The sequence below is a fragment of the Sporolactobacillus sp. THM19-2 genome, assembly GCF_004153195.1.
Classification (GTDB): Bacteria; Bacillota; Bacilli; order Bacillales; family Sporolactobacillaceae; genus Sporolactobacillus.
Genome location: NZ_SEMC01000001.1, coordinates 91,216 through 105,155 on the forward strand (window position 1 = coordinate 91,216; position 13,940 = coordinate 105,155).

Consider the following 13,940-nt stretch of genomic DNA (forward strand, 5'->3'; position numbering starts at 1 on the left):
TAATGATGAATTTTCCATCCTATAAATCAATTGACCAATTTTTAACAGATGAGGTATGCGCCCATCAAATCCCTGGAGCAGTCTACGCAGTGATTAATCGGCAATCGACGCTTGCTGAAAATGCTATCGGCTACACTCATAAAGATGAGAAGATTCCAATGGCTCTTGATACTCTGTTTGATCTTGCCTCGTTGACGAAGGTTTGTGCGACCTTGCCAAGTCTATTATTGCTATTGGAGCAGGGAAAACTGGACATTGATGATCCGGTTCAGCTGTTTTTCCCGGACGAGGCGAACAGAGATCTGACTTTAAGGGATCTTCTGACACATACGAGCGGTTTCCCGGCTTCAGTTCCTTTTTACCAATATGGCTGGAGCAAACAGGAGGTACTGAGATATATTCTTTCCCTGAACACATTAACAGGTAAGCAGGTCGTCTACAGTGATCTGAACTTTATTTTGCTCGGCTTTCTGGTTCAACGCCTGACCGGGCAATCGATCGATGTATTCGCTGACGGACACGTTTTCCAGCCGTTGGGAATGACCAGCACGGGTTTCAATCCGAAGGCGGATTTGCGGACGATTGCGCCGACAGAATGGATGCCGAAAGTGGGACATTACCAATGGGGAAAAGTTCATGATGAGAATGCCTTTTATTTTGGAGGTGTCTCCGGCCATGCCGGTTTGTTTTCAAATCTCCATGATTTAAAAATCTATGTCCGTATGTTGATGAATGAAGGCAGGACCGATTCGGGAGCTTACTTTCTATCTCCCGCGACGTTAAGGATGAGCAGAAGAAATTACACAAAATCACTAGGCAAAAATCGCGGGATTGGCTGGCAACTGGTAGACGACCGTTTTTCTCCGGGTGGATACTTTGTCTCGAAAGAAAGTTATGGTCATACAGGTTTTACGGGTCCGTTTTTCTGGATTGATCCTGTTGCAAATCTCGGTTTTATCTTGCTGAGCAATCGGGTCCATATCAGCCGTCAGATTAATATGAATCGTATTCGCCGAATCTTTGTCAATCTGGGGATGAAAGAATGGACAGAGCAGGACAAAACTGTTTGATCAGGGGCGAGAAGATGGCAGAACAGTATATCGTCTGGTTGATATCCGGGACGTCCGTGAATGGTATCGATACGGCCCTGACACGGATTGAAGATCCTCCTTCAATAAATGATAAGACGACTGGGCGGGAAGGAAAGTGAGAGCAATGAAGTATAGTCCCCTTTTACGGGATCGTGCGGAAGAGATGACGGCACTCTGGAATGCAGAGCTTGGCTGTGATTTCCCAATGCGGAACGAACTGCTGATCCAAAATAGTTTTGAAGATGATAACGTACTAGAGAGAGGCTCTTTTCTTGCCATTGATGAGGCCGGCGCAGTGGCCGGATTTATTATTACCAAAATCTATAGCGAATCTATTCCCGTCCCTCTTAATCGTTCAATTGGATGGATCCAAGTGTTATTGGTTGCGACAAGGAACCGGGAAAAAGGACTTGGTTCTGAATTATTGCGACGAGCGGAGAAAGAACTGGCAAAGGCAGGAGCAAAAAAGATTTTATTAGGGAAAGACGTCTGGCACTATTTTCCTGGCATCCCTGCTCAATACCGGGAAGTCAAGCAATGGTTCATGAAAAGAGGATATCATTCTGACGGGATGGAGTTTGATTTGCTAACGGAACTTTCTGTTTTGCAAGTGCCCGAAGTTGACGGCGCTACATTTCAAATTCTTGATCCGTCTGATAAGGACCAGCTTATCGAATTTCTTCATCGCAATTTTCCCGGCAGGTGGGAGTATGAAGGTATTAAATATTTTGAAAGAGGTGGAAATGGCCAGGAATTCGTTGTTTTGAAAAAGCAGCAACAGATGATTGGGTTCTGTAGAATTAATGGACCATTCTCTGCACAGATTGCACAAAATGTTTATTGGTCGCCTCTCTTCCCAGACGGTCTGGGCGGTATGGGGCCGCTTGGTATTGCCCGCGGTGAGCGTGGCAAAGGTTATGGTTTTGCAATCGTTTGTGCTGGTTTGGCGTATCTTGGCCAGCGCGGATTAAAGCATATCGTCATTGACTGGACACAGCTTCTTGATTTTTATAAGAAGGCAGGCGCACATCCATGGAAAGCATACGCCACCTTTTCTAAAGAGCTTAATGACGATCGGTAACATGCAGGTCAGATCTCTTTGATCACGCCATGTCTAATGGAAGTCCTGATAAGTCCGATAGTCAGGACTTTCAGCTTTTAATAAGAGTTTCCAAAAGGATGGTTTTTTGATGCTGGATAAACTGACGACAGAAGCGAGAAACACGAAGACAACAAACCTCGACAAGATGAGTATTTATGAGATATTACGCTGCATGAATCTTGAGGACCGGAGTGTGCCTCTTGCAGTGGAGAAAGAGCTGGGAAAAATTGAACAGGTTGTGAAACAAGCCATTCGATCCTTGCATTCGGGAGGACGGTTAATTTATATGGGCGCTGGGACAAGCGGACGACTCGGTGTTTTGGATGCTGTAGAATGTGTTCCGACCTTTAGTTCACCTCCTGGCCAGGTCATCGGGTTGATCGCCGGTGGGGATCGCGCTTTGATTGAGGCTGTTGAAGGAGCGGAGGATGATGAACAGTTGGGCGAGTCAGACTTAATAACCAGCCAACTGACAGAAAAGGATTACGTCATCGGTATCGCGGCCAGTGGCAGGACGCCCTACGTTATTGGCGGATTGCGCTATGCCCGCAAGATCGGTGTACCTACCGCCAGTATCAGCTGTAACTGTGACGCCGAAATCAGCAAGTTTGCCGATGTAGCGATCGAAGTGGAGACCGGACCGGAAGTGCTGACCGGCTCAACGAGATTGAAAGCCGGAACGTCTCAAAAAATGGTTCTGAATATGATTTCGACGGCTTCGATGATTGGTCAGGGGAAGATCTATAAAAATTTAATGGTCGATGTGCAGCCAACCAATGCGAAACTTGTTGAACGTTCAAAACGCATCATTGCAGAGGCCACCGGTGCTGACCTCGCGACCGCGGAGAAGTATTACGCCGATTCACGGCAAAATGTTAAGGCAGCGATCGTTATGCTTCTCCTTCACTGCCCGCTGAGCGAAGCGCTTGATCGCCTCAGATTGACAGATGGATTTATTCGGAAAGCATTGAATACAGAAAACCAGCAAAATTAAGCAAAGAATCAGCTGGAAGAAGGTGCAATTGTTGAAAAAGATTTATCTGGCGATTGACGGGGGCGGGACGAAAACAGATGCAGTCCTCTTTTCGAATAGCGGCAAGATTCTCTCCCGTGCAATCGGAGCGGGTACCAATCCAAATGGCATGGCTTTCGATCAGGTTACCGATCATTTTCGAAAGCTTTTTTTAATATTATTCGACGGTCAAAGGGTGACTCGCCTTCAAGGCTGTTTCGCGGGATTGTCCGGAGCCGATCATCCTGTATTGACTCAGCGACTGACCAGAAGCATTCAGGCTGCCTGTCCGGCAGACATCGCTCATCTTCAGGTTGGAAATGACGCGATGAACGCGTTGTGGAGTGGGACGGACGGAAAACCGGGAATGGTTGTCATTGCAGGTACAGGGTCCATTGCCTATGGCTTACATGAAGATGGTCGGTCATTTCGTATTGGTGGGTGGGGGTTTCTGTTTGGTGATGAGGGAAGCGGATATGATATCGGCCGTGAAACGATTCGTCAGGTACTGATGGAATATGATGGAAGGCGGCCTGCGACAGCATTAACCGGCCAGGTGAAAGATTACTTTCAGGTTACGGCTATTCCGGACATCATTCCGATCGTCTATCAGGCCAGGAAAGATAAGATAGCCGGTCTGGTTCCGCTTGTTGCTGAATCTGCAGAACTCGGTGATTCATGTGCCCGAAAGATACTGGATAAGGCGGCAAATCAGCTCATCCAGCTGATTGGAAATGGATTGGAACATTTTGATACACCGCCTCAGGTCGTTCTGACCGGCGGTGTGTGGAAATGCATCCTGATCAGGCAAAGGGTTCTTCAGCAAATGAATCGTTCATTTGTGTTTCCTGCATGTCCGCCGGTCTGGGGATCAATGGCCAGGTGTCTAAACGAGTGGGAACAATCGAATGATCAGATTTCGGAACTTTTAAAGAAGCAATTGTAATGGATTTACAATCACATTATGAGATTTATGAAATGAGGGAGGAATATGATTCATCCAGGGGTCGAAATACTTCTTCAGGAACAGCTTAACCTGTTGAAGGGGAGACGGATAGGTCTTCTGACCAATATGACAGGTCTGGATCATCGGATGCGGTCGACTATTGACATATTTTATGATCATCCTGATATACACCTTACCGCTTTATTCGGACCTGAGCATGGGATCAGAGGGGATGGGCAGGAAGGCAAACAAGTTCAGAATTATACGGATCCGTCTACACAGCTTCCGGTTTTCAGTCTCTATGGAAAGAGCAGGAAACCAACCAGGGATATGTTGTCCGGCCTGGACACTATTGTCGTCGATATACAGGATATCGGCGTCAGATATTATACATTTATCTCAACATTGAGTTATGTCATGGAGGCCTGCATGGATGAAGGGAAAGAAGTCGTTGTCCTGGACCGGCCGAATCCTGTTAATGGAGTTTACAGAGAAGGGAATATACCTGAAGCCTCTCTGCGTTCTTTTGTCGGATTACATGCCATTCCGAACAGGCATGGATTAACGATTGGTGAACTCGCCTTAATCTATAAACATCTTTTCGGGATAAATTGTTCGCTGAGCGTTGTACCCATGAAGGGATGGAACAGATCGATGTTTTTCAGAGATACCGGGATGTGCTGGGTTCAGCCTTCACCTAACTCAACCGGTCAAATCATGGCCGTGTTATACACGGGTATGTGTCTGATCGAAGGTACTGAATTATCGGAAGGAAGAGGGACCACCCGTCCATTCGAAGTCGTCGGTGCCCCGTATATCGATGGAAAAAAGCTGGCCGGAGGATTTAATGAATTACATTTGCCGGGTGTTTTGGCCAGACCCACGAGTTTCGTTCCCTGTTACTCAAAATATAAGGGTCAATTGTGTTATGGTGTACAGATTCATGTTCTGGATCTCACTCAGGTTCAGTCTCTGAAAGTTGGCGTGTATCTGTTAGGCCTGATTGCAGATATGTATCCCGATCAGTTTATGTTCAGAGATGAGACAAATGATCGGTCCATGTTTCATTTACTTGCAGGGAACAGGAGATTAAAGCAAATGGTCAGAGAAAATAATTTTGGGGATTACTTCGATCAATGTCAGGACGACTGCAGACAATTTACTGAAAAAGTTACTCCCTTTTTTCTCTACAAATGAGCGTTATCAGGAGGCGACAAGATGACATTTCAGGATATATCGAAGCAAATCGGCCAGCTGATGGTGTTTGGATTCCCAGGTCAGAAGATGACGGCAGAAATAAGAACACTGATCCATGAACACAGCTTGGGCAGCATCATACTTTTCCCGCGTAATATTGAGGGCCCGGAACAGGTTCGTTCTTTGACTCTGGAACTGCAAACTGAAGCAAAAAGGGCAGGATTAACGCATCCTCTCCTGATCTGTACAGACCAGGAGAACGGAACAGTTAGAAGGCTGAAGAAGGGTTTTACTGTTTTTCCCGGTTCGATGTTAACAGGTGCGACCCATAATCCAGCTCTTGCAGCGGAAATCGGCAGACGAACCGCGGAGGAAATGAAAGAAGCTGGAGTCAACTGGGATCTGGCTCCGGTTGTCGATGTCAATAATAATCCACTGAATCCTGTTATTTCTACACGTTCATTCGGCGAGGACCCGGATGAAGTAGCTGAAATGGCAGAAAACTTTATGACAGGCATGCAGTCGGCAGGCGTCATCCCGACACTTAAACATTTTCCCGGACATGGGGATACGAGTGTTGACTCTCACCTCGATCTTCCTGTCATCGACCATGATATGAAGCGGCTAAACCGGGTGGAATTAATCCCTTTTAAAAAATGTATTCAGGCCGGTGCTGATGTTATTATGTCTGCCCACGTTTATTTTCCGGCGATTGAAAAACAACCGGGCGTCCCCGCTACGCTTTCCAGAAGTGTTCTTACCGGTTTATTAAGAAATCAATTACATTTCCAGGGCGTAATCACAACGGACTGCATGGAAATGAATGCAATCAGTGAAGGCGTCGGTACGGCTAATGGTGCGGTTAAAGCGCTTCAGGCCGGTGCGGATATGATTATGATCTCCCACACGTACAGTAAACAGCAGGAAGCCTTAAATAAAGTGCTTGCCGGATTGAAAAACGGCCTGATTGATGAAACACAGCTTGTTCAGTCAATCAACCGAATTCATGTGCTGAAGCAAAAATATCTGAGCTGGGAAGATGCCTTGAAACGTGAAACCGTCCAAGTAAAAACAGGAACCGATGAGAATAAGGCATTTGCGGACTATGTATACAGTGAAGGGGTATCAATCATCAGAAATTCAAAAAAGATCATTCCATTTTCTGCGGATGGAAAGACTTTGTTCATTTATGATACGCACATTTCCTATACAAACGTTGAAGACAAAAAAGATCATTTATTATTTCTTGAAGGTGTCATTCGATCGGTAGCGCCATCAGCTGATATTTTTGATGATTCTGATCCGAAACTGTATGAAGTTTTTGATGAGATGGCAAATGGAGAACGTTCGTATTCTGGTATCGCCGTTCTGACTTCATCGATCGCCGGGAATGATCAGCGTGTGGAAAAATTAATGGACTTAGAAAAAGCAGGGATACCCATGGTTGTGATCGCCGGGAAAAGTCCATATGTTGTCCGTCACGTGCCGGACAACATACCTTGCATCTGTACGTACGAACTGACGGAACCCGCATTAAAAAAAGCGATAAAAGCCCTGTTTGGTATGGATGTGGCGAAAGGCATTCCACCTGTAACGCTCTGAACGAAAAAAAGAAATCCCGGAGGTTAATCATATGGAAAAAAATTTACTTATCGTAGGCGCTCACTGTGGTGATGGTGAATTGCAGGCAGGTGCGATAGCGAATAAATATGCAAAGGCAGGTTATCATGTCACTTTCCTTCATCTTACTGCTGGAGAAAAGGGCAATCCGCCGGGAATGAGTGTTGAAGAATATCGAAAACAAAAAATAGAAGAATCGGAGGCATGTGCCAAAGTATTGGGTGCAGACAGCATGACGCTTGATTATCGTGATGCGGAACTGACATTCAGTGATGAAATCATTACACGTATTGCGAAATGTTTCAGAAAGCTGAAACCGGCACTGGTCATCACCCACTGGGTGAACAGTATGCATCCTGATCATGCTCTATGCCCGAGACTGGTGAATCATGCCTGGCTGAAAGCAGCACTTCCCGGTTTTGATTTAGACGGACTGCCGCCTCATGGGATGAAAGGGTATTTACATAGTGAAAACTGGGAGGACATGGAAGGCTACGTTCCGGATATCTTCATTGATGTATCAGACGAGTTCAATACCTATCTCGAAGCGTTGTCGAAGTACTGGTTCATTATGCACTCGAAAGATTTCAGATATTATGATTATTACAAAGCGCTTGGCACCATCAGAGGCTGCCGGATTAAAAAGCAATATGCACAAACACTGAAGTACCCGGCCGGAGGGAATGTCCGGGTAGGGCAGGAAATACCGGGATTGTCATTGTAAGACATCTGATTGTGAATTTTAATCATATCAAAATTGAAAAACGATGCTGGAGTGATAAACATGGTAACTTATCGAACGTACCTCCCAGGGGACGAGAAAAAAATTACCGCATTATGGAACGACACACTGCTTTATGATCCGGTCACTCCGGACCGTTTCCGGAGACTGGTTTTACTGGATGCCAATTTTGATCCGGAAGGCCTGCAGCTGGCATTTGATAACGGACGCCTTGCGGGCGTGCTTTACGGACTCAGACGGCGCCTGCCGATGAGCGGAACGGATCTTGAGGAAGGTTCAGGCTGGATTCCTTTTTTCTTCGTTGATCCGGAGTATGAAAGGCAGGGCACAGGCGAAGAACTGATGGACAAAGCCTTTGAATTTTTTAAAAAACACCAGGTGGTTCATGTTTTCTTTTCCTCATATGCACCAAATTATATTGTTCCCGGTATTGATGAGACGCATTATGCCAAAGGTTATGCTTTTTTGAAAAAAACGGGTTTTCAGACCCTCTATTCACCTGTAGCGATGGATGCCAGCCTGGTTGAATTCACGTTGTCTGATGAAATACGTTTATTGATCCGGGAAAGAAATAAAGAAGGTTATGTCTTCAGAAAAGCACAGGATCGGGATCTGGCTCAGCTCATTACTTTTGCCGACACGGTATTTAATCCGGACTGGGGACGCGCGATCAGAGAAGGTGTCCCTCAGGGACTGCCTCTGGATCGAATCTGGGTTGCATATTATCAGGATCAGCTCATTGGTTTTTGCCTGCATGGCGGTTATGAAGGCATTCCGGAACGATTTGGCCCATTCGGTGTGGATCCCGCTGAACAGGGAAAGAAACTGGGTAAAATCCTGCTTCATCTATGCCTGTACGGGATGAGGGCAGAAGGTTGTCATAGTGCCTGGTTTCTCTGGACTGGAGAGAAAAGTCCCGCAGGCTATCTTTATAGAAAAACAGGTTTTAAAGTCACGAGAAAATTTCATGTGATGAAAAAGATACTGGATGATAAGCCCTTTCATGAATAACAGGTAAAATCCCGCTGCAGATCATGTTTCCTGCGGGATTTTTTATGCTTGCAGGCGTATTTTGCGATAACCCGAAGTAAGCCTTCATTCGGTGGTTGAAAATTGTTGTGTAAGCGCATAACTCTATCTTTTGTTATAATAAATCTGAGGATTATCCAATTAAAACTCCGGAAAGGGGCCTGATACATTGAATTGTCCTGTTTGTGAAGATGTAAGAATGAAAGAAGTGGAAAAGGACGGTGTTCTGATTGATCTCTGCCCGAACTGCAAAGGAGTCTGGCTCGACCGCGGCGAGCTTGATAAGATATCCAGGAGAGTAAGAGAGGTAAGAGAGCCGTTTAATGAATGGTATGATCATGATGATGACTTTGACGATCATTACGACAGACGTGACAGTCGGGATTATAAGCGATATGATCATGACCATTATGATGATCGAAGAAAAAAAGGGTACTATCCGCGCAGGAAAAAGAAAAAATCAGTTATGGATATGCTTGGTGACATCTTTGATTAACAGACAAATCCGGCACGTACCGCAGACTCGGGCATGCCGGATTTTTGTTTTTTTTTGAGCTTTTAAATCAGGTGCAGGTCTTTAAGCCCCTGTACGATACCGTCCTCATCGTTGGACAACGTGACCCTGTCTGCTGATTTTTTCACTTCATCGGGCGCGTTTCCCATGGCTATGCCAATCGATGCGAATTTCAGCATATCTACATCATTAAAATTATCCCCGAAGGCGAGCGTCTCCTCTTTCTTCACATGATAGTGTTTTATTAAGAGAGCAAGAGCTGCCGATTTGCTGGCGTTTTGCGCGGCAATTTCAAGATAAGTCGGTTTTGATCTGTAAAAGGCAGCCGGCAGGTCTTCTTTTGTCAGTGCATTCTCAAGAGCAATGATATCTTCAGGCGGCCCCATGCAGAGGAGCTTGTTGATCGGAGGATAAATGGATAATGGTTGTCTGCCGAAATCAAATATTTTAAAGGGGGTGCGGGCAATGCGATGTTCCTGTTCGATCCACTGGTTTTCAGGTGAGACGACCAGCCATTGATTCAGACTGTAGGTGCTGAAGCTGATGGATGGGAAACGTTTACAAACAAGCTGATAAATGTCTTGAACCACGTGACGGTCCATTGAAATATTTAATAACGGCTGATCCGGTCCTTCAGGATCAGGTGTATCCAGAACAAGCGCTCCGCTGTAACTGACAATCGGCTGGCGGATGCCCAGTTCTTCCTGAATGGGAAGGATTCCGGCTGGCATGCGTGCGGAAACGAGAATAAACGGTATATTATGATCAGACACTTCCCGGATAGCATCCCGTGTCCCGGAACTGATTCTGTGGCTGGAATTAAGCAGCGTCCCATCAATATCACTGAAAATGAGTTTAATGGTCATTTATTTCTTCTCCCGTCGTTATGATTTGTGTGCCCGCTTCGCCTGCTTTCAGTATAAAGGCGGAAGAGGGCTTTGTATTCGTAATGATCATGTCAACCTGTTCCCAGTCCATGCCTCTGAACCGACTGTGTTTTGAAAATTTATTGTCTTCCGCAAGGACTATCGTCTGGCCGGCACGGGTGGATACGGTTTCATTAACGGCTGCATCATCGCGGTCATCATAGTAGAAACCATCTGATGTAATGCCCGCTGTCCCAAGAAAAACGGCATCAAAATGGATACGATCCAGTTGCTGCAACGTCTGTAAATCAAAAAAGTACCTGTTCGCTGCATTCAGAACGCCGCCAAATAAAAAGACATCGGCTTTAGTCTGGTTGGACAGAATCTGTGCAACATCGAGGGAATGTGTGTAAATCGTTGATTCCGTACCCAGTGCCTTTGCCATACAGGAAACAGTTGTGGAAGCATTTAAAAAATAGTGCCCGTTTTTTTGTAAAAATCCCAGTGCCATTGAACCTATTTTTATTTTTTCTGCCGAATATTGCTGCAGCCGGTCACGGTAAGCGAGTATGGTCTCCTGAAATTCAGGAAGTGCGATCCCGCCGTGGGTCCGTATGGCTGCCTTCTGTTCAACCAGCTTGATAATATCTCTTCTTGCTGTGTCCCGTGATACATGATACTTCAGACAAATGTCACCAACCGACATGGTTCTGTATTTTTTTAAATGTTCAAGGATCCTGACCAGCCGTTCCTCCTGATACATTGAATACCCTCCTCTCTATTAAGTAATTATAAGCAAAATAGCAAGCAATATCAATGAAAAATAAATAATATATAATGAATTGTAAGTAAATGAAAAATCTAATTAATACACTTTGTGATAAAATAATAGTATAAAAAGCGATTACATGAGCGGCGGGCGGGAGTGTATCCATTTTATTGATACGGAGGCGAATCAGATGAAAAGGATTGATCGTATTTATCAGCGCCTGAAGGAAAGATGCGAAGAGCTGACGAAAAAACAGCTTCTTGAGAAAGAAGGCTTTTCGGCAAAGGAACTTTCTGATGATCTGAATATACTGCGCAACAATGTCAGTATGGAATTGAACAATCTTGTACGGTCCGGACAGGTGATTAAAATCAAACAGCGTCCCGTGCTCTATATTCCCAGAGACACTGTACGTAATAATTTTGGAACGATCGTCGACCAGACGATTTTGGATATTCCTTCGCTTAAAGAACGGTATCTTGCTAAAAAACCTGCCGATATCGAGAAAAATAAAGATCCTTTCAGTCTTCTGATCGGCTCAGACGGCAGTCTGAAAAAAATTACCGGTCAGGCCAAAGCGGCTGTTGTTTACCCGCCGCGCGGACTTCATACATTAATTCTCGGGCCGACGGGATCAGGGAAAATGCTGTTTGCTCACATGATGCACAGCTACGCAAAATACATGAAACGGATGGATGAGGACTCGCCGTTTGTCGTTTTCAATTGTGCAGATTATTATAATAATCCGCAGCTTCTGATTTCACAGATTTTTGGTCATGTAAAAGGGGCTTTCACAGGCGCAGAAACGGATAAGCAGGGACTTGTTGAAAAGGCTGACGGCGGCATCCTGTTTCTGGATGAAGTGCACCGCCTGCCTCCGGAAGGACAGGAAATGATTTTCTATTTTATGGATACCGGACACTTCAACAGGCTCGGTGAGACCGATAAAAGGAGACAGGCGCACGTCCTGATCATCTCGGCAACGACCGAAGATCCATCCTCCTCTTTCTTAAACACGTTTTTACGGCGCATACCGATTACGATTACGATGCCCTCCTTTCATGAACGTCAGGCAAAAGAGAAAGTGGATCTGACGGAATATCTGCTTTCCAAGGAAGCGAGGAGGATTCATAAAGAAATCAGAGTGGATGAAAATGTGATCAAAGCCCTGATCGGCAGTGTGACCTACGGGAATGTCGGTCAGCTAAAATCGAATATTCAGTTCGTCTGTGCTCAGGGATTTCTGGACAGCATGGGCAAACCATTTGTAGACCTTCATTTGAAAATGCTTCCTCAGGAAATGAAGGAAGGCTTTAGTCTGATCTCAAGAAATGTGAAGGAAAATGAACAGATATCTAACGTGGTGGGACAGACCACAGTCATTACCGGAGAAGGAAGTAAAGATCTTGTCGAAGACGATGTTTATGAACTTCCTTTTGACATGTACAAAATTATTGAGGACAAGGCCAATCTGCTCAAGCAGGAGAATGTGGATCCGGCTGAAATCAACCGGTTCGTTGCAACCGATATTAAAATCCACATTAAGAGTTTCTATCAGCAGATTTCCAAGAGCCCGAACAGGAAACTGGCCAAACTAGTTGACAAAAGGGTCATGAATCTGGCTGAAGAATTACGATCACTGGCCGAAAGCATGCTGAACCGGACGTTTAATGACAAATTCCTATATTTCATCAGTCTGCATTTAGATGGGTTGTTGAAAAGAAAGAACCGGCCTGCGGCGGGCATGCCTTCCCCCCATGACAGACTGATTGATGAACAGGCGGATGAATATCTCGTTGCAACAAAAATGAAAGAAATCATTGAAGATAAATTTAATCTCACGCTGCCGAAAATTGAAATCATGTATCTGGCTATTCTCCTGGACTCAGCTAAAGAGCTGAATAATAAAGGCAAGGTAGGAATTGTAGTCGCGACCCATGGGGACAGTACCGCATCGTCCATAGTCGGTGTGACGCGCGAACTGCTGGGTGATTACAATGTCAAAGCAGTGGATATGCCCCTTGATGTCAGTTTTCATGTTATCCTGAACGAGATTGTCGCTGCGGTGAAAGCCGTTGACCGTGGAGAGGGTGTGCTGATGCTGGTCGATATGGGTTCCCTGTATTATTCAGAGGATAAGATCCTTGAACGGTCCGGTATCCCGATTAAGTCGATTGATAGAGTGTCCACACCCATGGTCCTGGATGCTGTTCGAAAAGCGAATTTTCTTGATATGGATTTGCCTGCGATTTATGATTCTCTGAAAAATCCTGAACGTACGGAAGAAGATGAAGTGATCAGCCATTCCGAACGGATACAGGAGAAAAAGAAAGCGATTCTGACCATCTGTTCAAGCGGACAGGGGACAGCCCGCAAAATTGAAGAACTCATCCGATCCTACTTAAACGATTTAACCGATGAACCCATTAAAGTGATTCCGCTTTCGATCCTGAACCTTAATCAGCAGGCACAGGAACTGAGAAAAAAATATCATATCGTTGCGTCCATTGGCGTGAAAAAGCCGAATATTGCAGCTCCTTTTATTTCACTGGAGCATTTTATCGAAGGTGAAGGCCAGTCGATTATTGAAAAAGCGGTGCAGGGCCAGAAAGTGACTGGCCAGAAAGATTCCAATAAGATTGTGCGCAGTCTCTGTGAGGACAGTCTGAAGAAAATGCTGACTTATTTAAATCCATGGCGTGCGATTCCGACTCTGCTCCATTTCTGTCATCAGCTGGAAAGAGTATGGTCTGTCCATCTCAAGAATACGGCCACCCTGCGCATTGTGGTGCATACCGCCTTTGCACTGGAGAGGGCCATATCCGGTGACGTGCTTCATTATTCCGGACCGGTTTCGGATGAAAAAAGAGATTGGCTGAAAAAGGTAAGAAAGGCATCGGAGGTTATAGATAAGGAGCTGAAGATCCACCTGTCTGATGAAGAACTGTATTATCTTGTCGACCTGCTTCAGGATGAATTCAGTACGGCACTTCAGAACGCGAACGATCAGACAAAATAATCAGTGTATTAAATCACTGTTTAAGGCCGGATA

The 13,940-nt window shown here is 45.3% G+C and carries 13 protein-coding genes; 11 read left to right on the forward strand and 2 right to left on the reverse strand.

Annotated elements, in window-relative coordinates; all coding sequences use genetic code 11:
- Positions 1 to 5 precede the first annotated feature (5 nt).
- The 10 genes from EWH91_RS00370 to EWH91_RS00410 all read left to right on the forward strand — a co-directional run bounded on the left by EWH91_RS00370 (position 6) and on the right by EWH91_RS00410 (position 9,235).
- A complete protein-coding gene (locus EWH91_RS00370; protein ID WP_240697213.1) occupies positions 6 to 1,070 on the forward strand; it encodes a serine hydrolase domain-containing protein in 1,065 nt (354 codons plus the stop codon).
- A gap of 14 nt (positions 1,071 to 1,084) precedes the next feature.
- Positions 1,085 to 1,210, forward strand: a complete 126-nt coding sequence (locus tag EWH91_RS14685; RefSeq protein ID WP_240697214.1) for an anhydro-N-acetylmuramic acid kinase — start codon at positions 1,085 to 1,087, stop codon at positions 1,208 to 1,210.
- A 5-nt stretch (positions 1,211 to 1,215) separates the two neighbouring features.
- Positions 1,216 to 2,172, forward strand: a complete 957-nt coding sequence (locus tag EWH91_RS00375; protein WP_129928312.1) for a GNAT family N-acetyltransferase — start codon at positions 1,216 to 1,218, stop codon at positions 2,170 to 2,172.
- Positions 2,173 to 2,281: 109 nt separating this feature from the next.
- A complete protein-coding gene (gene murQ, locus EWH91_RS00380; RefSeq protein ID WP_129928001.1) occupies positions 2,282 to 3,187 on the forward strand; it encodes an N-acetylmuramic acid 6-phosphate etherase in 906 nt (301 codons plus the stop codon).
- Positions 3,188 to 3,218: 31 nt separating this feature from the next.
- Positions 3,219 to 4,151, forward strand: coding sequence for an N-acetylglucosamine kinase (locus tag EWH91_RS00385; protein ID WP_165364197.1), 933 nt, complete (start codon positions 3,219 to 3,221; stop codon positions 4,149 to 4,151).
- 45 nt (positions 4,152 to 4,196) lie between these two features.
- On the forward strand, positions 4,197 to 5,348 hold the full coding sequence (locus EWH91_RS00390; RefSeq protein ID WP_129928003.1) for an exo-beta-N-acetylmuramidase NamZ family protein: 1,152 nt from the start codon (positions 4,197 to 4,199) through the stop codon (positions 5,346 to 5,348).
- 21 nt (positions 5,349 to 5,369) lie between these two features.
- Complete coding sequence (nagZ, locus tag EWH91_RS00395) at positions 5,370 to 6,950, forward strand: beta-N-acetylhexosaminidase (protein WP_129928004.1); 1,581 nt, start codon at positions 5,370 to 5,372, stop codon at positions 6,948 to 6,950.
- Between the two features lie 31 nt (positions 6,951 to 6,981).
- Complete coding sequence (locus EWH91_RS00400) at positions 6,982 to 7,692, forward strand: PIG-L deacetylase family protein (RefSeq protein WP_129928005.1); 711 nt, start codon at positions 6,982 to 6,984, stop codon at positions 7,690 to 7,692.
- A 60-nt stretch (positions 7,693 to 7,752) separates the two neighbouring features.
- Complete coding sequence (locus EWH91_RS00405; RefSeq protein WP_129928006.1) at positions 7,753 to 8,721, forward strand: GNAT family N-acetyltransferase; 969 nt, start codon at positions 7,753 to 7,755, stop codon at positions 8,719 to 8,721.
- Between the two features lie 187 nt (positions 8,722 to 8,908).
- A complete protein-coding gene (locus tag EWH91_RS00410) occupies positions 8,909 to 9,235 on the forward strand; it encodes a TFIIB-type zinc ribbon-containing protein (protein ID WP_129928007.1) in 327 nt (108 codons plus the stop codon).
- A 62-nt stretch (positions 9,236 to 9,297) separates the two neighbouring features.
- Here EWH91_RS00410 and EWH91_RS00415 read toward each other — a convergent pair whose 3' ends face one another.
- Positions 9,298 to 10,119 (reverse strand): Cof-type HAD-IIB family hydrolase, encoded by an 822-nt coding sequence (locus EWH91_RS00415; protein ID WP_129928008.1) that lies wholly within the window; start codon positions 10,117 to 10,119, stop codon positions 9,298 to 9,300.
- The gene (locus tag EWH91_RS00420; RefSeq protein ID WP_129928009.1) at positions 10,109 to 10,882 is read right to left on the reverse strand and encodes a DeoR/GlpR family DNA-binding transcription regulator; all 774 of its coding nucleotides are present in this window, start codon (positions 10,880 to 10,882) and stop codon (positions 10,109 to 10,111) included. Before EWH91_RS00420 ends, EWH91_RS00415 begins: the two co-directional genes overlap by 11 nt.
- 196 nt (positions 10,883 to 11,078) lie before the next feature.
- On the opposite strand from EWH91_RS00420, the gene EWH91_RS00425 reads away from it, so the two are divergent.
- Positions 11,079 to 13,907, forward strand: coding sequence for a sigma-54-dependent transcriptional regulator (locus tag EWH91_RS00425; RefSeq protein ID WP_165364198.1), 2,829 nt, complete (start codon positions 11,079 to 11,081; stop codon positions 13,905 to 13,907).
- Positions 13,908 to 13,940: the final 33 nt, after the last annotated feature.

What these genes read in the sequence shown, in the direction of transcription:
- murQ (WP_129928001.1), top strand. Translation starts at nt 2,282, where the DNA reads ATGCTGGATAAACTGACGACAGAAGCGAGAAACACGAAGACAACAAAC.
- EWH91_RS14685 (WP_240697214.1), top strand. Translation starts at nt 1,085, where the DNA reads ATGGCAGAACAGTATATCGTCTGGTTGATATCCGGGACGTCCGTGAAT.
- EWH91_RS00415 (WP_129928008.1), bottom strand. Translation starts at nt 10,119, where the DNA reads ATGACCATTAAACTCATTTTCAGTGATATTGATGGGACGCTGCTTAAT.
- nagZ (WP_129928004.1), top strand. Translation starts at nt 5,370, where the DNA reads ATGACATTTCAGGATATATCGAAGCAAATCGGCCAGCTGATGGTGTTT.
- EWH91_RS00400 (WP_129928005.1), top strand. Translation starts at nt 6,982, where the DNA reads ATGGAAAAAAATTTACTTATCGTAGGCGCTCACTGTGGTGATGGTGAA.
- EWH91_RS00375 (WP_129928312.1), top strand. Translation starts at nt 1,216, where the DNA reads ATGAAGTATAGTCCCCTTTTACGGGATCGTGCGGAAGAGATGACGGCA.
- EWH91_RS00390 (WP_129928003.1), top strand. Translation starts at nt 4,197, where the DNA reads ATGATTCATCCAGGGGTCGAAATACTTCTTCAGGAACAGCTTAACCTG.
- EWH91_RS00370 (WP_240697213.1), top strand. Translation starts at nt 6, where the DNA reads ATGAATTTTCCATCCTATAAATCAATTGACCAATTTTTAACAGATGAG.
- EWH91_RS00405 (WP_129928006.1), top strand. Translation starts at nt 7,753, where the DNA reads ATGGTAACTTATCGAACGTACCTCCCAGGGGACGAGAAAAAAATTACC.
- EWH91_RS00420 (WP_129928009.1), bottom strand. Translation starts at nt 10,882, where the DNA reads ATGTATCAGGAGGAACGGCTGGTCAGGATCCTTGAACATTTAAAAAAA.
- EWH91_RS00425 (WP_165364198.1), top strand. Translation starts at nt 11,079, where the DNA reads ATGAAAAGGATTGATCGTATTTATCAGCGCCTGAAGGAAAGATGCGAA.